Origin of the sequence: Micromonospora taraxaci (assembly GCF_007830095.1) — a bacterium.
GTDB lineage: Bacteria > Actinomycetota > Actinomycetes > Mycobacteriales > Micromonosporaceae > Micromonospora > Micromonospora taraxaci.
Window position 1 is genome coordinate 6,397,331 of the sequence record NZ_VIWZ01000001.1, and the last position, 15,277, is coordinate 6,412,607.

The window sequence follows — 15,277 nt, forward strand, 5'->3', positions numbered from 1 at the left end:
GATCTGATACGTCCGCATCGAAGATTGTTGGCCGCATGTTCCGCCTACGCAGGGATTATGTGGGTGGACAGGTGGACCAGGACTGCTTGGTTCGCTTCCCAGCCATGGGTGAATTGACTGGAACATTGAGATGGACCGGCTCGGTGGTGGGATGAGCGTCGAGCAGCTCGGGATTCGCGCTTGGGGCTACCACGTAGCAGGCCTGCCAGCGGCGTAACGTGAGCACGCAGAGCCGCCCCGACTCCAGGTGGAAGGCAGTGGCGTCCCGCCGCTCCGAAAGCGGATGCAGCTCCGGTGCCCTCTGCCCGGGGCGGTCGACAAGATCGACGACCTGCTCGTCGGTCTGAGCAATAGCAATCAGCGGCTCGGGTAGCGCAGGCCAGTTCTACGGCGGCGCGCACCACCAGTGTCGACTTGCCGGCTCTGGGCAGCGAGTCGACGACGACGCCTCGGTGGTGGCTGGAGCGCAGCTCGGCCAGCACGGCGGTGACACGTGCCGCCTCGACCGCCGGTGGTACCTCCGGTCCAGCAATCATTGCCCCTCACCTCCCCACAAGGTGTGCCGGGGACCTTACCGGCAAGCGTCCTGCCAGCAGGACCCCTGAGTATTCACCTGATCAGCCGGTCTCGCATGGTCTCTTTGCGCTGTCAATAACCTGCGAAGTTGATATTGCTAAGGCAACTACTTGCCAGGGCTGCGGCTTCTCCACAGTTCAGGGCATAGGTCGTAGAGAACTAAGCGCACGATGTACGCCGACCGGGCCGTCACCGACACCGACACCTAGTTTCAGTGGGAGTCGCAGAGCAGCACGTCTGCGTCGGCAAAGCGGGCAGCGCTGCACGTCGGGCGGCTCGACCGTGCATCTCCTCGTCGGGGAAACCCGCATCGCCGACCGCGACCTGGGCGCACCGCCGTACCTCGACGCCAGCACCATGACGTACGACTCGCACACCCTTGACCAAACCATGCGCGTCCTGCGGCAGCTTCGCCACGCCCTACCAGCCGATGTGTACGCCACCGCCCGGACGATCGCCGCCTAAGCCTCCGGCAGTCAGGTGGCCTCGGAGGCGGTGGGACCATAACGACGTGGGCGTCGTGACAGCCTGAAGGACTGCCAGCGCCGGTTATGCTGCACGCGGACGTCCAATACACGGTCCAGGCCATGTACTCGGTACCCGACGAGGCCTGGTATCTGGAACTCAGCGGGACAGAGCCGGCCCCGCTGGCCTGAGCCGATCTGCCAGGCGCCGTCGATCATCTGCCCGGGCCGTCGATCCTGGTGGCGGTCGTGCCCGACGAGGATCCGGCCCGGGAGCCCACCGTTCCTTCTGCGGCGGCGAGCAGGCTGTGCCGTACCCGGTGATGTGTTGGTTCATGGAGCACGTCGCCGAGGAGGTGAAACGCAGCTTGCCGCGATGGCAGCAGAAATGGGTTCTGGGCAGGTGACCGCAGACAATGTGCGGCATCGGTAAGCGGGATTGGCGGACACTGCGACAGTTCTCGAGTGCGATCAAGCCGCATCGGCGTTCCGTGCGAACCTGACGTCCAGGCGCCGGTCCAGGACCCGGGCTAGCCGTTCCAGGACCGGCAGGGTCGGCACGGTCCCGCCTTCCTCGAAGTGGGCAACCGCGGACTGACTCATGCCGGCGGTGCGGGCCGCTGGCTCTAACTCCAGCCGTACCCTTCTCGCAGGTGGCGCACCTCCTGCCCAAGCTCGAAGGCGATCCGGGTGGCCTCGTACGTCTCTGCTGCTCCGGGCTCCGCCATCCGGCGCTCACGCAGGGCGTTCCAGTCCAGGCGATCACTCACCGCGCCACCTCATAGCATCGATGCTATGAGGTGAGTTGATTCGCGAGCTTCATCCGGAGGGGTGTCGTCAATGACTCCGGCGCTGTCCCATGCCATGACCTGGACGGCAACAACGTCGAGGCGGCCTGCCGCGACCCAGAGCGACTGCGCGTTAGGTTGAGGACCATGGAGCAGCGGATCAGTCTCGTCACCCTCGGCGTCGCGGACGTAGCCCGCGCCAAGGCGTTCTACGAGCACCTTGGCTGGCGGGGCCAGGAGGTCGAGGAGACGGTCTTCATCCAGGCCGGCGGCTTGGCGGTCGTCCTCTGGGGCCGCGACAAGCTCGCCGACGACGCCGGCATCGCCGACTCGGGCACGGAGGGTTTCGGTGGGATGGCCCTCGCTCAGAACGTCCGATCCCGTGAAGAGGTGGACGAGGTGATCGGAACGGCGACCAAGGCTGGTGCCACGGTGACCAAGCCGGCCCGGGAGACTTTCTACGGCGGCTACGCGGGCTACTTCACCGATCCGGACGGGCACGTCTGGGAGATCGCGTGGAATCCCGGCTTCGCCCTCGCGGACGACGGCACCCTCACCGTCCCCGACTTCAGCGCCATGGGCTGAGCCGCGCACCCACGAACACGGATCAGGGCGTCGGAGGCGGGCAGAGCAGCGGGTCCAGCAACGGCAGTTGCAGAGGATCCAGGCAGACCGCCAGCAGCGAATTCGGCGACGGCGTAGCAGTGGGCGTCGGAGTCGGGGAGGCCGACGCGACGGGCGGCGTTGGGACGGCTGGGGTGGCCGGTTCCGTGGTGGGGACCGGCCCAGGGGTCGGCACCGAGGTGGGCGACGGAGCAGGGACGGCCGACGGGGTGACTGCCGGCGCTACAGCCACCGTAACGGCAGGTGACACCACTCTGGAGACGGCTGCTGCAGTCGACGGCCGGACAGCCGGGGCGTGCGGCGGGGTCCAGACGGCACTGTCGGCCGAACCGACTCGCGACCGGGGTGCTACCGGCCCGACGGCACCGATGGGCACGAGGGTCGCCCCAGCCCTCGGGACGTCCAGGGCGATGGTCCCCGCCGAGGGCACCGGCCCGCGAGGAACCCAGGCCGCGCCAGGTGCCAGAGCGCCGGGGCCGACCGTCGCGAACACCACAGCGGCGATGGCGGCAGCACCGAGCGCCCGCCGGTCGGGGCGTACCGCGGTCAGGGGCGCGTCGTCGGGTTCCGCCGGTACGAAAGGCGCGGGCCGGGCCTCCCGGTGTGCGGCCAGCAGCGCGTCGACCTGCGCCAGGACGGCGGCGCGATCCGTAGCGACAGCGAGCGTGAGGTAGAAGCGGAAGTTCACCACGGCGTTGGCGGGGACGAGCAGCCCGGAGAGTCGACTGTGGTCGGGCAGCAGGGTGAACGGGATGTCGGGGTGGTGGGCGGGGCCGACCAGGTCCTCGTACCGCCACTCGCGCTGGTGCTCACGCCCGCCGAAGGCGACCCGGTGACTGGTCACGACGGCCATACCGGTGCCGACGGCCCGCAGACCCGGCGGCAGCGAGCGCCCAAAGATCTCCGCGAGATCGCACGGACCTGGTGTGGGCAGGCCGGGGACGTGCCGCGCCTCGGCCTCGACCAGCGTGGCGACGGGGAGGACGCGGAAGACGAGTTCGTCGTCGGCGAGGTCCACCGGAAGGCCGGTGCGGGGCTGCGTACACCCGAGGAAGCTGGCGGCTTCGACGCGGAGCCGGGCCAGGTGGTCGTCGCGGCGTCGCCAGGCGTCGGTGGCGTCGCGGTACGCGCGCTGCCGGCGCTCGTTCTCGCGCTCGGCCCAGGCGATCCGCCAGGCGGCGCAGGCCACAGAGGTCACGGTCACACGCGGTACAACCGCTCACGTACGTGACAGGCAACGCGAGCGAGATCGATGCATCCCGTTGCGCCCGAAAGGAGAGAATTGACGGACACCAGCGTCGGGGCTGCGCGGCTAGCCTGCCCAGGATGCCCGCAGCCAAGGAGCCTCCTCATGCTCGATGACATGCGTGTCCTGCGTGAGGCGGTACGCGACTACCGCTTGACGGCGACGGCCGCCGGCCTCGACTGGCCGGACCAGGGCGAGTCGCCGGCCGGGCAGCCGCCGGAACAGGTCTACCGGATCTTCGGTGTGGAGCACATCGCGGAGCAACTGACCTGGTTGCAGGCGCAGCAATGGCCCGACCGGCAGTTGTTGCCCAACGTGGGATGGCGGATGCCCTGGCCGGAGGACAGGGACGCGCTGAACTATCTGGGGTTGTCCATCGGCACGCCGTTCCCCTGGCGGCACCAGATGCCCCTGTTCTTCTTCGATGCCCTCCTCTACACGTTCGTCCTGGCCGGCGACCACGAGGGTGAGATCTGGCGCTACGAGATCTCGCCCGACGCCTGGGACTCGGTCCGTGCCGCGGCCAGCCTGGCCACGCTCTTCGATCAGTGGACCAGGGGAATCGCCGCCGGGGTTGTCGTCTACGACGAGCAGAGCAGGTGGCTCCTGGTCGACGACCTGGGCTCCGCTCCCGAACTCGACCCGCTGGCCTTCCCGGTGACCCCCTTGGAGGAGACGCTGCTGCGAACACGGCAGCGCGAATGCGGGGTCGACATGGCCATCATGGAGGACGGCTTCACGTACACCGAGGAACTGTCCGACGCCATCGACGCGGCCAGGGCCTCGATCGGCCGCTGACGCCGCCACGGCGTCGACAGACCACTGACGCCGGTGATCAGCCGGCGCGGCGGCGGTCGGTCATCGGGTCGCGGGTCGGGAACCGCGACTGGGCCCTCGGTGGGTACGCCTCGCAGTGCTCGGCCCAGTGCTCGGCGGCGGTGGCGAGGGCGTCCGCGGAGACGGTGAGGACCAGCGGGTAGATCGCGGTGGTCGGGCGGCGCATCCACGGTGGCAGTGACTCGGCGGAGAACTCCACTATCAGTTCCAGCCGGCGGCGACGGAGCACGCGGGTGCGGAGGGCCAGGTTGGGTTCGGTGAAGCGGACCAGCGCCGGTGGCGCGCTCAGCCCGAGGGCGGCGGTGGCCTGGCCGTGTAGCCAACCGCCGAGCGCGCGGGCCTCCTCGACCATCAGGCTCGGGTAGTGGTGCGACCAGGTCTGACCGTCGGCGGTGCGGGCGTCCACCTCGATGAGCAGCCAGTCGTGCCAGCCGGGTGCGACCCCGTCGGGGTCGTCGGGTGGGTCGATGCCGGGCTGGTAGCCGACGGGGCGTATCCGCACCCGGGCACCATCGTCAGACCGGATCTCCACTCGATCATTCTGGCCGACCGAAGAGGATTCCGGATGACAAATAGGTCATTTAGTGACGGTCCGCCGCACGCCCTGGTGGTCCGCGCAGGCCTTGGGCCGACCGCCGGCCAGGCTGACCGACCCGTCGCGGCACTGCACCAGGTAACCCCGACCGGCCCAGAACTCCGGTACGCAGTCGAACCAGTCGCACACCTCGGCTGCCGGCTTGCGGATCCGCGTACCGCCGCAGAAGTCGTACCCCAGCGGGTTTTCCGGTGCCCCGCAGCGCGGTCCCCGGGGGGTCGTGCTGGGCGACGGGCGGGGTGCCTTCGTCGGCTTCGGCGACGGGGGCTTGAGCGCAAGCTCCGGAGTGGCCGGGCGGCCCGGCGAGGGCGTCACGCTGGCGGTGGGCGCCGGGGTGGCGGCGACGGCCACCTCCGCCGGGTCGGACGGGTCCGACTCGATCAGCGCCGCCGGCACCAGCAACGCGATGGCCGCCGCCACCGCGAGGGTCCGCCGGCCGCCGGGCACGAACGACGACAGCCGGGCCTGCCCGGGCGTGGCCGCCGCCGGGCGGAACGGCTTGAGCTGGGCGTGCTCGGCGATCAGCTCGTCGAGCTGGGCGAGCACCGCCGCGCGTTGTTCGATCGCGTCGGCGAAGGCCAGGGTCAGCTTGAACCGGAAGTCCGCCGCGGCGTCGACGGGCAACAGCAACCCGGAGGTGTGCCGCCGGTCGAGTACCTGGATCACTGTGACCGGGGCCGCCGGGTCGTGGGCCAGGCCGGTCATTCGGCCGTACGCCCAGTCGCGCCGGCCGCGTCCGCCGAGCAGCACCAGTCGACGGCTGGTGATCACGGCCATGCCGGCGTCGGTGACGCGTACGCCGTCGGGGCGGCGTGGGCGCAACGGCCCGGCCGGTCGGGCGATCGTGAGGTCCGGCGCGGGAAGGACCGTGGTGTGGCGCACCTCGATCAGTTGCGCGGCCGGCAGCACCCAGAGCACCACCTCGTCGGCGGCCAACTCCAGGGGCAGGCCGGCACCGGCCGCTGCCGAGCCCTGGAAGTCGGCGGCCAGGGCGCGTAGTCGCCGTAGCTCGTCGGCACGTCGCCGCCACGCCGCCTCGGCACCGCGGTACGTGCTGACCCGCCGCACGTTCTGCCGGTGCGCCCACCGGTACCGCCATGTGGAACCCGTCGAATCAGTTTTTGCCACGCCGACTCCTTCGCCGCGCAGACCACCAATCTGGGTTGTCACGAGGTCTAACCGGAGCGGCGTGGCGCTCGGACACGCCGAAACGGGCAAAATACCCGATCGGCGGAGCATCCCGCACGATAGGGCGATACTGGTGCCGGCGTTCACGTTTTCCGAGGGGGTGACGGTCGTGCCGCCAGTCACCGTGCCCGGGGTCGTGATCGGGGTCGACATCGGCACCACCAGCACCAAGGCCGTCGCGTACGACACCGACGGGAAGCAGTTGGGCAGCCACTCGCTCGGCTACCCGCTGGACAACCCGCAACCCGGCTACGCCGAGCAGGACCCGCGACTCATCCTCGACGCGGTGCTCAGGTCGATCAGCATCGTCGTGGCGGAGCTGGTCCAGCCGGTGGCCGGGCTGTCGTTCAGCTCGGCCATGCACAGCCTGATCGGGCTGGATTCGGACGGCAACCCGCTCACCCCGTCGGTGACCTGGGCCGACTCACGGTCAACGCGGCAGGCCGAGCGGTTGCGGGCGGTGCCGTCCGGGCTGGCCCTGCACCGGCGCACCGGCACGCCCATGCACCCGATGTCTCCGCTGCCCAAGCTCCTCTGGTTCGCCGAGCAGGAGCCGAAGCTGTTCGAGAAGGTCACGCACTGGGTGGGCATCAAGGACTGGGTGCTGCTGCAACTCTGCGGCACGCTGGTCACCGACCATTCGATCGCGTCGGCCACCGGCCTTCTGGACATCCACAGGTTGGAGTGGGACAGCGAGGCGCTGAGCATCGCCGGCATCACCGCTGACAAACTCCCCCGACTGGTCGCCACCACCGCCGTGCTGCCCAACCTCACGCCCCAGGCCGCTTCCGAGACCGGCCTGCCGCAGCGCACCCCGGTGGTGGTCGGCGCCGGTGACGGGCCGCTGGCGAACCTCGGTCTGGGCGCTGTGCACCCCGGCATGGTGGCGTGCTCGATCGGCACCAGCGGCGCGATGCGGGTGATGGTCGAGCGGCCCGGTGTGGACCCGCTCGGTGGGGTGTTCTGCTACGCGCTGACCGAGCAACGCTGGGCGGTCGGGGGTGCCATCAACAACGGCGGCATCGTGCTCAAGTGGGCTGGTGCGGCGCTCGCCCCGGATCTGGGCGAGCACTCCGAGGAGGACCTGGTGGCCCTCGCCGCCCGCGCGCCGGCCGGTTCGGGCGGGCTCCTCATGCTGCCGTACCTGCACAGCGAACGGGCACCACACTGGAGCGCCCTGCCGCGCGGGGCGTACGTGGGGCTGACCCACGGGCACCGCCGTGAGCATCTGATCCGAGCTGCCCTGGAGGGGGTCTGCCAGCAGCTCGCGTTGGTGCTCAGCTCGGTGCGGGCCGCCGGCAACGAGGTCCGGGAGATCCGGGCCGGTGGTGGGTTCGCCCGCAGCGGCCTGTGGCGGCAGATGCTCGCCGACGTGCTCGGCATGCCGGTGAGCTTCCCGGCGGCGCACGAGGGGTCGAGCTTCGGGGCGGCGCTGCTCGGCATGGAGGCGCTCGGGCTGATCCCCAGCATCGACGTCGCCGCCGACCTGGTGCGGATCGAGGAGACTATCCGCCCCGACCCGGCCGCCGCCGCCACCTACGCGGGGTTGCTGCCGCTCTTCGCCGAGCTGTACGACGCCCTGGTGCCCGCCTTCACCTCGCTCCGCCGGATGGCGCCCGGCCTGCCCGCCGAGACCGAGCCGTCGGACGGAAAGCCGAGGTGACAGTTCGGCGGCGGCGACCCGGTCAGGGTGCCTCGACGCCGGAGATCAGGTAGCGCTGCACGTCAGCGTCGAGGATCTCCGCTTCCTGCTGGTCACTCGGCCCGGAGCCGCGGAACGCGGCCAGCTGCTCCGGGGACTCCCAGCGTTCGTAGATGTGGATCCGGCCCGGGTCGAGCGGGTCGGCGGCGAGCAGGAAGTCGAGGCAGCCGGCGGTGGCGCGCGCCTGCGCGATGACCTGGGCGCTTTCCGCGAGGTAGCCGTCGCGCGCGTCAGGTTCAACGTGCAGACTGCCTGCGATGATCAACATGGCCGCTCCCCTTGAGGTTGGGTCTCCTGATGCGGCTGATTCCGCAGAGTTATATCTATACCTCTGAGGTGTGTCGCTCCTGGGCGCATCGCCGCCCGGTCGGGTGACACCAGTCCCGGAGACCTCAAGCGCATCCGACGTTTCATATCGTGCAAACGTGAGAAAAAGCGACAAGAGGCGCTCATCCTCCCTGCTGCTGGGCTCTGTCCGCGTACCCCTGAAAGGGCTGGCGGCGGCGGTCGCGCTCGCCGTGGTCGCGACGACCGGGCCGGCCACCGCGGACGGCCCGGACCACGGGCCCATCGCGGACCCGGCGCAGCAGACCGAGCCGGGGTACGGGGACAGCGAGGGCCACGAGCCCGGCCTGGACCCGACGCCGGAGCGGGCACCGACCAGCGAGGTGTCCTGGTTGTCGTTTCCCGGCGGGGTGTTCGCTGTGGACTCGCTCGGGCACACGGTGCGCTACCGCGCCTGCGACAGCGACACCGGCCGGGTCGCCGACCCGAACATGCGGGTCGCCGCCGGGGTGGCCAGCGGTGCGGTGGTGGTCGGAGGCGTCGCCTACCGGTACCGGGTGCCGCTGGTCGGGCGCAGCGAGGGCACCCTTGAGGTGATCGGCCGGCACCGCCCGCCGGTGGAGTTGACCGGTGTGGTGGTCACCAGCCCGCAGCCGCCCACCGACCCGGTCGCGGGAGCCCGGCTGTTCCCGCTCAGCGGGCAGCTCGCCCGGGTGGTCGCGGACGCGAGCCTCAACCCTTCCGGAGTCACCGTCCGGGACCTGTCCGGTCGGTACGGCGACCAGCAGATCGCCGTCAACGGCTCGCTCCGGCCCAAGGCCGCCAGCGTGATCAAGCTGTGGATTCTTGTCGAGCTGCTCCGCCGGGTCGACTGTGGACAGGTCTCCCTCGACGACGGGGTGCTGGTCACCCCGGAGGACATCGTGGGCGGCACCGGCCAGTTGCAGTTCGAGACGTTTCCGCAGGTGGTGACCCTGCACCGGCTCGCCCAGTATCTGATCAAATACAGCGACAACGTCGCCGCGAACGTGCTGATCACCTACCTGGGCGGGTTCGCCCCGGTCAACGCGCTGATCGACTCGATGAACCAGCGGTCCACCATCCTGGCCCGCCGGATGCTCGACAGCGCGGCCGCCCAGCGCGGCGAGGAGAACTACACCAGCCCGGACGACGTGGTGTCCCTGCTCGGCGCGGTCTGGGACGGCGAGATCCTCACCCCCGCCTCCCGCGACCTGATGATCGGGTTCATGCGGGAACAGACCCTGAACACCAAGATCCCGGCCGCGTTGCCACCCGGGGTGCCGGTGGCCCACAAGACCGGTGACCTGCCGGACGCCTCCCACGACGTCGGCTACTACCTGATCCCCGGCACCGAGACCGCCGTCGCGTTCCTCACCGCCGGGCCGATGGCCACCGGCGACGAGACCGTCCGCCGGATGGCCCGAACCGTCTACGACTTCCTGGTCACCCCCGTCGACGGGGCGGTCGAGGAGTGACCCGGCGTCAGGCGCCGGGGATGTTCGCCGGCGGATCCTCGCCGACCAGGTCGGCCGCCGGCGGGTCCGCCGACACCGCCAGCCCGAAGTCCGAGTACGTCAGGTCGAGCTGGGCGGTCTGCGACTCCTTGCTGGCCAACTCGATGCGGTAGCGGACCAGGCGCCCCTGCTCGTCGACCGCAGCGGTGAACGGCACCGCCCCGGCCCGGTCACCGAGCACATTGCCGACCCCGCTGCCCAGCACCGCGCTGCTCTCGCGCAGGTCCAGAGTCCCGGCGTACTCCCGCGTGGCGGTCTGCTGCACGGCGGTCGCCGTGCTGAGCGTGCCGGCCAGCCTGGTGTTGTCCAGGCCCTGCTTGGCGGGGGGTGAACCCGGAGCGCCGACATGCCACCAGGTCTTGCCGTCCCACACCGGAACACGCCGGTCCGGGGCGCTGACCCGCACGTAGACGTCCGGCCCGGTGGTGAGCCGTTCGATCTTCACCTCGCCGGTGGGCACCTTCAGGGAGGTGGTCTCCAGACCACGCTGCGCCTTCGGGTCCCAGAGCACCACAGTGCCGTCCCCGCCCGTCGTCCCGCCGCTGCTCAACGTCAGCTTGTAGGTCTGCTGGTCGACCTTCCCGGCGGCGGCCTTGAGCACACCGACCGGGTCGGTCGGCGCCGCCGACGCCACCGGGCGACCCGCGTCGGGCTCATCCCCGGTGGCCACGAGTGCCCACACCCCGGCGGCGACAGCCACCGCGAGAATGACACCAGCGGCGATCAGCTTCGGCTTCTGCACTGTCATCTCCCCCGGGGCGGTGCGGTCCGGCCAGACTAGCCGGACCGCCCTCCGCTGTGCGCCGGGTCGGCCTCCCGGCCGACTGTGCTCCGGGTCGGCCTCCCGGCCGATCAGGCGCGGCTGATCGCGTTGGCGTGGATCGCCTCGTTCAGGTACGCGGCCAACCCCGGGGCGATGGTCTCGTAGTGTGCGGTGAACCGCTCGTCGGCCAGGTACATGTCGGCCAGCCCGGTGTGGATCTCGTACGAGCACTCGTAGAACCAGCGGCTGATGAGCTGCCGGTGCTCCTCGGCCAACTCCATCGCCTCGGCGCTGTCGGCTGGCGCGCCCGAGGCCATCAGCGCGACGATCCGCCGGCCCCAGTCCTCGTTCTCCGCCTTGATCCGCAGCCAGTCTTCCTTGGTGTAGCGCGAGGCCCGCCGGTTCGACTCCCGGTACGCGTCGGTGTCGCCCCAGCGTTGCTCCGCCTCGGCCTCGTGCTCCTCCGGCGTGAAGTCACCGAAGACCTCGAACCGCTCCTCGGGAGTGAGTTGGATGTTCAACTTGCTCGCCTCCATCGCGAACTCGATCGCCGTGACCATCTCCTGCAACCGTTTGATCCGTACCGTCAGCAGCTCGTGCTGCCGGCGCAGGTGCGCGGCCGGGTCGGCCGCCGGGTCGTCGATGATCGCGGTGATCTCCTCAAGCGGGAAACCCAGCTCCCGGTAGTACAGGACGAGTTGCAGCCGTTGCAGGTCCGCGTCGTCGTAGCGGCGGTAACCGGCCGAGGTCCGCCCGCTCGGCGAGAGCAGCCCCACCTCGTCGTAGTGGTGCAACGTCCGGACCGTCACGCCGGCCAGCTTCGCCACCTGACCCACCGTGTACGCCATGGTTCCCCTCCCTTCCGGGAACCAGGCTGCCGCCTGCCGCTACGTCAGGGTCAAGCCCGATTCTGACCCACCATCGCGGGGCCGTCCGGCCGCCCGTACAGATAGCCCTGACCGCGCGGGCAGCCGATCGCGGCGACCGCCTCGTGCTGGCGTTCGGTCTCCACCCCCTCGGCGACCACCGCAAGGTCGAACGCGCCGGCCAGTCGGGTCACCATCTCCACCGTGGCGTACGCGCGGTCGTCCGACCCCAGGCGGGCCACGAACGAACGGTCGATCTTCAGCTCGGTGGCCGGAATCCGGTGCAGGTAGCTCAGCGACGAGTAGCCGGTGCCGAAGTCGTCGATGGCGATCTTGATGCCCAGCTCGCGGAGCTGGTGCAGCCGCTCCAACACCGTCTCGGTGCCCTCGATCAACGCCGACTCGGTCAACTCCAGGGTCAACGCCCGCGGAGCCAGCCCGGCGGCGCTGACCGCCGAGGTGACAGTGGCGATCAGATCCGGGCGACGCAGGTGCGCCGCCGCGATGTTCACCGCGACGGTCGCCTCCGGCGCACGGCCCCGCCAGGTAGCGGCAGCCCGGCACGCCTCGTGGATCACCCACCTGTCGATCGGCAGGATCAGCCCGGTCTCCTCGGCCAACGGCAGGAACTTCGCCGGCGGCAGCATCCCCAGGCGAGGATGCCGCCACCGCACCAACGCCTCGGCGCTGCGGACCGCGCCGGTGCCCAGGTCCACGATCGGTTGGAACTCCAGGTGCAGCTGGTCCTCGTCCACCGCCCGACGCAGGTCCGCGATCAGCTCGGCGCGGGACACCGCCGACTCGCGCAGCGCCGGGGTGCACGTCCGGTACGCGGACTTCCCGGCCGCCTTCGCCGCGTACATGGCGATGTCGGCGTCGCGCAGCAGGTCGGTGTGGGAGGCGTGCTGCGGACCGAACTCCGCGATGCCGATGCTCGCGGACGGGTGCACCCCGACGTCCTCCTCGTCGTCGGAGGGCCGCAGCGCGTCCAGCAGCCGTTCGGCGAGCCGCTCCGGTGAGACGGGACCGTCGCCGTCGACCAGCACGGCGAACTCGTCTCCGCCCAGCCGGGCGATCGTCCCGTCGCCGTCCACGGCAGCCCGCATCCGGGCCGCCAACCCGGTCAGCAGGGTGTCCCCGGTGGCGTGCCCGAACCGGTCGTTGACCTGCTTGAACCCGTCCAGGTCGAGCAGCAGCACGGCCACCGGCCGGTCGTCGCGCAGGGCCAGGCGCAGCCGCCTGTTGAACAGCAGCCGGTTGGGCAGCCCGGTGAGCTGGTCGCCGTACGCGAGTCGGCGCAGCCGGGCCACCAGCCGCAGGTTCTCGTTGGCGGCCAACCCCTGCCGTACGGCGAGGGCGGCCAGCAGCACCATCATGGTCACGAACACCAGCTGCGGGGTCTGCCCGGTGGGCCGACGGGCCAGCACCACCGCAATGATCGCCCCGCCCACCGGCAGGTACGGCAACGCTCCGCGCCACCAGGGCGGCAGTGGTGACTCGGCGGTGTCGTCGGTGCCGTCGCAGTCCGGCGGCGGCGGCTTGCGGGTGGCCAGGCCGATCAGCAGGTAGCTCAGCGGCCAGCACAGGTCGATCGGGTGACCGGCGGCGTAGTCGGCGCGGGCGACCAGCGACACGTAGACGACGTCGGCGACGACCCGCAGGGTGAGGCTCCCCGCGAGCAGGCTCATCGGCTGCCACATCGGCCGGGCCGGGCCGGACACCGCGACCAGGATGGTGAGCTGCATCAGGTCGAACATCGGGTAGAGCAGCCCCAACGTGCGCGCCGTGTCGGCCAGCTCGGCGGCGGCCACCCCGCGGTAGACCAGCACCCAGGCGATCGGCACCAGGGCCAGTGCGACGATGATCCCGTCCAGCAGGGTGCGGGCCCGCCCCACCGCCGAGCGGGGCGCCGACGGTGAGCTGAGCAGCGCGGCCGTACCGGTGAGGATGCCGGCGGTGAAGACCACCCCGACCACCGGCGTGTGCGGCAGGTCGCCGCCGACGAGCCGCTGCACCGTCCAGATCGCCCGGCCCACAGCGGCGAGCGCCATGGTGACGGCGAGCAGAGCCCAGAACCTGCGCAGCGGCGCAGGATGCCGACGGGCCACCCCGATGCACGCGAGCGTCGCCCAACCGGCGACCAGCAGCGCGCCGATGTCACTGACCAGCGCGGCTGCGGGCAGGGCGGCGACCAGCCAGGCTGCCTCCACGACCAGGACCGTGCCGGCGACCAGCAGACCGAGACGGCCCGCCCAGGGGCTTGTCGACGCGCGCCGGTCAGCGGGGTCGGGACGCGCGGGCGGTGCCGACGCGGTCGACACCACGACGGCCTGGCTCACGTCCTGCGGTGACACGGCGAACGCTTCGGCTCTCTCTCGTGGTGCACCCTCGACGCTGAGGACCGGTCCCGGCAAACCTCGCAAAGCCTAGTCAGCGGTCGGATGCCCCGCCAGGGCCGAACGGCAGGCCTGTCGGTGACCAAAGGTGCGGCAACCCTCCGGCCACATGCGACGGACGTCGGTGCTCCTCGGTCAGCGGCCGGTGTTCCTCGGTCAACGGCCGGCGGAGCGGTTCCACGGTGAGCGGGGCAGTGTGGTGCCGGCCAGAGGGCGACGTGCCCGACGGCGTTTGCGCCGGCCGGGGGTGCAGGGCGGACGGGCCACAGTGTGCACCGCCACGTCGACCGGGGGCGTCGGTCGACCGATCAGCCAGCAGAGGAAGCGTTCCATCGACGGATCAGCCGACCGGGAGGCGCTGGGCATCGGCCTTGGCGATCTCGTACTCCGCCCCGCAGAACGTGCACTGCTGCGCGTACCGGGTGCGGATGGGGATGAGCGGAATGAAGAAGAGAGTAAATTTCGTCGCCCGTCGGGTGATCACCTGCGCGGCATGGTTGCCGCAGTGTCGGCACACCTGCTGCACGACACCGGACCGGTCGACCTTGGTACGCAGACCAAAGATGAAGAACATCGCCCGCCAGTACCCACTCAACAGCGAAAAGTCACCAGATCCCACCGGTGGATCAGAACCGGAAGGTCCGGCAAGCCCCATGGGGGTATAGCGAACGGTATACTACCTCCCGTGCAGGAGGAGTGGGACGTCTTCGTCGTCGATGAGGTCCGCGCCTGGATCGACAGCCTCGACCAGGCGACCCTTGCCCGGGTCGTGCAGGCGATCGACGCGCTCGCCGAAGCCGGGCCCGGGCTGGGACGCCCCCTCGTCGACACGATCAGTGGGTCGTCGATCGCGAACCTGAAAGAGTTGCGTCCCGGCACGGTCCGCATCCTCTTCGTCTTCGACCCGTGGCGCGCAAGCATTCTGCTGATCGCCGGCGACAAGGCGGGCCAGTGGACGAGTTGGTACCGACAGGCCATCCCGTTAGCCGAACAACGGTACGAGATCTACTTGAAGGAACGTGCACAGCAGGAGGGGGGACGGCGGTGAGTGGTCACGTGCGGTGGTCAGACATCCGGGCGGAGTACGTGCAGCGCGCTGGCGGCGAGGCGGCTGTCGAAGAGGGCAAGCAGGAGTTGCTCGCACAGGTTGTCGGGCACCGCCTCGCGGAGGTACGACGCTCCCGCGGCTTCACCCAGCAACAGATCGCCGACCGGATGGGCGTGACCAAGGGTCGGATCTCCCAGATCGAGCAGGGCCGGATTTCCGGCCAGGAGGTGGTCGCTCGCTACGCCGTCGCCCTCGGTGGCCGGCTACACCAGGCGATCTACTTCGACGACGGCGACATCGCCGCCATCGCCTGAGCCCGCCCAGTCGCCCAACGCATGATCGTGCTCGATCCAGGATGTAGTGC

Annotated in this window: 18 protein-coding genes and 1 pseudogene; 7 read left to right on the plus strand and 12 right to left on the minus strand. The window is 70.5% G+C overall.

The genetic code is table 11. The features are described 5' to 3' along the window. Positions 1-44: 44 nt before the first annotated feature. Positions 45-289, minus strand: a pseudogene (locus FHU34_RS34315) (helicase); the annotation flags it as partial. Positions 290-858: 569 nt separating this feature from the next. Between FHU34_RS34315 and FHU34_RS28970 the strand changes: the two are divergent. Continuing rightward, positions 859-1,041: a hypothetical protein gene (locus tag FHU34_RS28970; protein WP_145785348.1), complete on the plus strand. Its 183-nt coding sequence runs from the start codon at positions 859-861 to the stop codon at positions 1,039-1,041. A gap of 470 nt (positions 1,042-1,511) precedes the next feature. Here FHU34_RS28970 and FHU34_RS34320 read toward each other — a convergent pair whose 3' ends face one another. Then, positions 1,512-1,676, minus strand: coding sequence for a helix-turn-helix domain-containing protein (locus tag FHU34_RS34320; RefSeq protein WP_425280590.1), 165 nt, complete (start codon positions 1,674-1,676; stop codon positions 1,512-1,514). After that, positions 1,667-1,810, minus strand: a complete 144-nt coding sequence (locus FHU34_RS33460; protein WP_208745106.1) for a hypothetical protein — start codon at positions 1,808-1,810, stop codon at positions 1,667-1,669. The genes FHU34_RS34320 and FHU34_RS33460 overlap by 10 nt, the downstream gene beginning before the upstream one ends. A gap of 165 nt (positions 1,811-1,975) precedes the next feature. Between FHU34_RS33460 and FHU34_RS28985 the strand changes: the two genes are divergently transcribed. Then, positions 1,976-2,413: a VOC family protein gene (locus FHU34_RS28985; RefSeq protein WP_145785349.1), complete on the plus strand. Its 438-nt coding sequence runs from the start codon at positions 1,976-1,978 to the stop codon at positions 2,411-2,413. A 22-nt stretch (positions 2,414-2,435) separates the two neighbouring features. Here the strand turns inward: FHU34_RS28985 and FHU34_RS34105 are convergent, their stop codons facing one another. Next, positions 2,436-3,650 carry a hypothetical protein gene (locus FHU34_RS34105; protein ID WP_145785350.1) on the minus strand — a complete coding sequence of 405 codons (1,215 nt, stop codon included), beginning with the start codon at positions 3,648-3,650 and terminating at the stop codon, positions 2,436-2,438. Positions 3,651-3,803: 153 nt separating this feature from the next. Between FHU34_RS34105 and FHU34_RS28995 the strand changes: the two genes are divergently transcribed. Continuing rightward, positions 3,804-4,496, plus strand: a complete 693-nt coding sequence (locus FHU34_RS28995; RefSeq protein WP_145785351.1) for a hypothetical protein — start codon at positions 3,804-3,806, stop codon at positions 4,494-4,496. Positions 4,497-4,533: 37 nt separating this feature from the next. Here FHU34_RS28995 and FHU34_RS29000 read toward each other — a convergent pair whose 3' ends face one another. Further along, positions 4,534-5,067, minus strand: coding sequence for a WapI family immunity protein (locus tag FHU34_RS29000; RefSeq protein WP_145785352.1), 534 nt, complete (start codon positions 5,065-5,067; stop codon positions 4,534-4,536). A gap of 45 nt (positions 5,068-5,112) precedes the next feature. Then, on the minus strand, positions 5,113-6,258 hold the full coding sequence (locus FHU34_RS29005) for a hypothetical protein (RefSeq protein ID WP_145785353.1): 1,146 nt from the start codon (positions 6,256-6,258) through the stop codon (positions 5,113-5,115). A 169-nt stretch (positions 6,259-6,427) separates the two neighbouring features. Between FHU34_RS29005 and FHU34_RS29010 the strand changes: the two genes are divergently transcribed. Continuing rightward, entirely contained in the window at positions 6,428-7,981 is a 1,554-nt protein-coding gene (locus FHU34_RS29010) for a gluconokinase (protein WP_145785354.1), read from the plus strand. A 22-nt stretch (positions 7,982-8,003) separates the two neighbouring features. Here FHU34_RS29010 and FHU34_RS29015 read toward each other — a convergent pair whose 3' ends face one another. Further along, a complete protein-coding gene (locus tag FHU34_RS29015) occupies positions 8,004-8,288 on the minus strand; it encodes a putative quinol monooxygenase (protein ID WP_145785355.1) in 285 nt (94 codons plus the stop codon). A gap of 157 nt (positions 8,289-8,445) precedes the next feature. On the opposite strand from FHU34_RS29015, the gene FHU34_RS29020 reads away from it, so the two are divergent. Then, positions 8,446-9,801, plus strand: coding sequence for a serine hydrolase (locus FHU34_RS29020; protein ID WP_145785356.1), 1,356 nt, complete (start codon positions 8,446-8,448; stop codon positions 9,799-9,801). A 7-nt stretch (positions 9,802-9,808) separates the two neighbouring features. On the opposite strand, the gene FHU34_RS29025 is transcribed toward FHU34_RS29020, so the two are convergent. From FHU34_RS29025 to FHU34_RS29040, 5 genes are all read right to left on the minus strand, one after another. Further along, complete coding sequence (locus FHU34_RS29025) at positions 9,809-10,582, minus strand: hypothetical protein (protein ID WP_167524919.1); 774 nt, start codon at positions 10,580-10,582, stop codon at positions 9,809-9,811. Between the two features lie 110 nt (positions 10,583-10,692). Further along, on the minus strand, positions 10,693-11,451 hold the full coding sequence (locus FHU34_RS29030; RefSeq protein ID WP_145785358.1) for a MerR family transcriptional regulator: 759 nt from the start codon (positions 11,449-11,451) through the stop codon (positions 10,693-10,695). Positions 11,452-11,501: 50 nt separating this feature from the next. Continuing rightward, positions 11,502-13,823 carry a putative bifunctional diguanylate cyclase/phosphodiesterase gene (locus FHU34_RS29035; protein WP_244311873.1) on the minus strand — a complete coding sequence of 774 codons (2,322 nt, stop codon included), beginning with the start codon at positions 13,821-13,823 and terminating at the stop codon, positions 11,502-11,504. A 198-nt stretch (positions 13,824-14,021) separates the two neighbouring features. Further along, positions 14,022-14,198, minus strand: a complete 177-nt coding sequence (locus FHU34_RS33155) for a hypothetical protein (RefSeq protein ID WP_167524920.1) — start codon at positions 14,196-14,198, stop codon at positions 14,022-14,024. Positions 14,199-14,205: 7 nt separating this feature from the next. Continuing rightward, a complete protein-coding gene (locus FHU34_RS29040; RefSeq protein WP_244311874.1) occupies positions 14,206-14,484 on the minus strand; it encodes a zinc-ribbon domain-containing protein in 279 nt (92 codons plus the stop codon). Positions 14,485-14,550: 66 nt separating this feature from the next. Here FHU34_RS29040 and FHU34_RS29045 point away from each other — a divergent pair, with 66 nt between their 5' ends. Both FHU34_RS29045 and FHU34_RS29050 read left to right on the plus strand, forming a co-directional pair. Then, the gene (locus tag FHU34_RS29045) at positions 14,551-14,913 is read left to right on the plus strand and encodes a type II toxin-antitoxin system RelE/ParE family toxin (RefSeq protein ID WP_145785359.1); all 363 of its coding nucleotides are present in this window, start codon (positions 14,551-14,553) and stop codon (positions 14,911-14,913) included. Beyond that, the gene (locus FHU34_RS29050; protein ID WP_145785360.1) at positions 14,910-15,227 is read left to right on the plus strand and encodes a helix-turn-helix domain-containing protein; all 318 of its coding nucleotides are present in this window, start codon (positions 14,910-14,912) and stop codon (positions 15,225-15,227) included. Before FHU34_RS29045 ends, FHU34_RS29050 begins: the two co-directional genes overlap by 4 nt. Positions 15,228-15,277: the final 50 nt, after the last annotated feature.

Bases quoted from the DNA above. Each gene is read 5' to 3' on its own strand.
- FHU34_RS28985 (WP_145785349.1), top strand. From the start codon at position 1,976: ATGGAGCAGCGGATCAGTCTCGTCACCCTCGGCGTCGCGGACGTAGCC.
- FHU34_RS28995 (WP_145785351.1), top strand. From the start codon at position 3,804: ATGCTCGATGACATGCGTGTCCTGCGTGAGGCGGTACGCGACTACCGC.
- FHU34_RS29015 (WP_145785355.1), bottom strand. From the start codon at position 8,288: ATGTTGATCATCGCAGGCAGTCTGCACGTTGAACCTGACGCGCGCGAC.
- FHU34_RS29030 (WP_145785358.1), bottom strand. From the start codon at position 11,451: ATGGCGTACACGGTGGGTCAGGTGGCGAAGCTGGCCGGCGTGACGGTC.
- FHU34_RS33155 (WP_167524920.1), bottom strand. From the start codon at position 14,198: ATGGAACGCTTCCTCTGCTGGCTGATCGGTCGACCGACGCCCCCGGTC.